Genomic DNA, 3079 nt, shown 5'->3' on the forward strand with positions numbered 1-3079 from the left:
TTACCGAGTAATCGCCATCTTAGTTTTTCTCTCTATTAAATAGAGTAAGAAAACAGATTTTTTATAACCGTAAGGCTTTATAGCCGAACAATGGTTAAGTTAGAAAGGGCGCACGGTGAATGCCTTGGCACTAGGAGCCGATGAAGGACGGGACTAACACCGATATGCTTCGGGGAGCTGTAAGTAAGCTTTGATCCGGAGATTTCCGAATGGGGAAACCCCCTATCCGTAATGGGATAGGATCTTTACCTGAATACATAGGGTATTGAAGGCAGACCCGGGGAACTGAAACATCTAAGTACCCGGAGGAAGAGAAAGCAAACGCGATTCCCTGAGTAGCGGCGAGCGAAACGGGATTAGCCCAAACCAAGAGGCTTGCCTCTTGGGGTTGTAGGACATTCTATACGGAGTTACAAAGGAACGAAGTAAACGAAGAGGTCTGGAAAGGCCCGCCATAGGAGGTAAAAGCCCTGTAATTGAAACTTCGTTCCCTCCAGAGTGGATCCTGAGTACGGCGGGACACGAGAAATCCCGTCGGAAGCAGGGAGGACCATCTCCCAAGGCTAAATACTCCCTAGTGACCGATAGTGAACCAGTACCGTGAGGGAAAGGTGAAAAGCACCCCGGAAGGGGAGTGAAAGAGATCCTGAAACCGTGTGCCTACAAGTAGTTAGAGCCCGTTAATGGGTGATAGCGTGCCTTTTGTAGAATGAACCGGCGAGTTACGATTACATGCGAGGTTAAGTTGGACAGACGGAGCCGCAGCGAAAGCGAGTCTGAATAGGGCGAATGAGTATGTGGTCGTAGACCCGAAACCAGGTGATCTACCCATGTCCAGGGTGAAGTCCAGGTAACACTGGATGGAGGCCCGAACCCACGCACGTTGAAAAGTGCGGGGATGAGGTGTGGGTAGCGGAGAAATTCCAATCGAACCTGGAGATAGCTGGTTCTCTCCGAAATAGCTTTAGGGCTAGCCTCATGCGTGAGAATCTTGGAGGTAGAGCACTGTTTGGACTAGGGGCCCTCATCGGGTTACCGAATTCAGACAAACTCCGAATGCCAAAGATTTATCCATGGGAGTCAGACTGCGAGTGATAAGATCCGTAGTCAAGAGGGAAACAGCCCAGACCACCAGCTAAGGTCCCAAAGTATACGTTAAGTGGAAAAGGATGTGGAGTTGCTTAGACAACCAGGATGTTGGCTTAGAAGCAGCCACCATTTAAAGAGTGCGTAATAGCTCACTGGTCGAGTGACTCCGCGCCGAAAATGTACCGGGGCTAAACGTATCACCGAAGCTGTGGATTGACATCTACGATGTCAGTGGTAGGAGAGCGTTCTAAGGGCGTTGAAGCTAGACCGTAAGGACTGGTGGAGCGCTTAGAAGTGAGAATGCCGGTATGAGTAGCGAAAGATGGGTGAGAATCCCATCCACCGAATGCCTAAGGTTTCCTGAGGAAGGCTCGTCCGCTCAGGGTTAGTCGGGACCTAAGCCGAGGCTGAAAAGCGTAGGCGATGGACAACAGGTTGATATTCCTGTACCACCTTTTTACCGTTTGAGCAATGGGGGGACGCAGGAGGATAGGGTAAGCGCACTATTGGATGTGCGTCTAAGCAGTTAGGCAGACCATGAGGCAAATCCCATGGTCGCGTAAGCTGAGCTGTGACAGCGAGGGAAATATAGTACCGAAGTTCCTGATTCCACACTGCCAAGAAAAGCCTCTAGCGAGGTAAAAGGTGCCCGTACCGCAAACCGACACAGGTAGGCGAGGAGAGAATCCTAAGGTGAGCGAGAGAACTCTCGTTAAGGAACTCGGCAAAATGACCCCGTAACTTCGGGAGAAGGGGTGCTCATTAGGGTGAATAGCCTTGATGAGCCGCAGTGAATAGGCCCAGGCGACTGTTTAGCAAAAACACAGGTCTCTGCGAAGCCGCAAGGCGAAGTATAGGGGCTGACGCCTGCCCGGTGCTGGAAGGTTAAGAGGAGAGGTTAGCTCACGCGAAGCTTTGAATCGAAGCCCCAGTAAACGGCGGCCGTAACTATAACGGTCCTAAGGTAGCGAAATTCCTTGTCGGGTAAGTTCCGACCCGCACGAAAGGCGTAACGATCTGGGCACTGTCTCAACGAGAGACTCGGTGAAATTATAGTACCTGTGAAGATGCAGGTTACCCGCGACAGGACGGAAAGACCCCGTGGAGCTTTACTGTAGCCTGATATTGAATTTTGGTACAGCTTGTACAGGATAGGTAGGAGCCTTGGAAGCCGGAGCGCTAGCTTCGGTGGAGGCGTCGGTGGGATACTACCCTGGCTGTATTGAAATTCTAACCCGCACCCCTGATCGGGGTGGGAGACAGTGTCAGGTGGGCAGTTTGACTGGGGCGGTCGCCTCCTAAAGAGTAACGGAGGCGCCCAAAGGTTCCCTCAGAATGGTTGGAAATCATTCGTAGAGTGTAAAGGCACAAGGGAGCTTGACTGCGAGACCTACAAGTCGAGCAGGGACGAAAGTCGGGCTTAGTGATCCGGTGGTTCCGCATGGAAGGGCCATCGCTCAACGGATAAAAGCTACCCCGGGGATAACAGGCTTATCTCCCCCAAGAGTCCACATCGACGGGGAGGTTTGGCACCTCGATGTCGGCTCATCGCATCCTGGGGCTGTAGTCGGTCCCAAGGGTTGGGCTGTTCGCCCATTAAAGCGGTACGCGAGCTGGGTTCAGAACGTCGTGAGACAGTTCGGTCCCTATCCGTCGTGGGCGCAGGAAATTTGAGAGGAGCTGTCCTTAGTACGAGAGGACCGGGATGGACGCACCGCTGGTGTACCAGTTGTCTTGCCAAAGGCATCGCTGGGTAGCTATGTGCGGAAGGGATAAGTGCTGAAAGCATCTAAGCATGAAGCCCCCCTCGAGATGAGATTTCCCATAGCGTCAAGCTAGTAAGATCCCTGAAAGATGATCAGGTTGATAGGTCAGAGGTGGAAGTATGGCGACATATGGAGCTGACTGATACTAATCGATCGAGGACTTAACCTATTTAGGTGTTACTCAGTAATTTCTTCTTCATACATTATCTAGTTTTGAGGGAACG

At 51.7% G+C, this 3079-nt stretch carries 1 rRNA gene; it reads left to right on the top strand.

Going from position 1 to position 3079, the window contains the following annotated elements:
* Positions 1–92 precede the first annotated feature (92 nt).
* Positions 93–3024: ribosomal RNA gene (locus tag CWS20_RS22020) — 23S ribosomal RNA — on the top strand.
* Positions 3025–3079 lie beyond the last annotated feature (55 nt).

The organism is Cytobacillus horneckiae, assembly GCF_002835735.1.
Taxonomy (GTDB): domain Bacteria; phylum Bacillota; class Bacilli; order Bacillales; family Cytobacillaceae; genus Cytobacillus; species Cytobacillus horneckiae.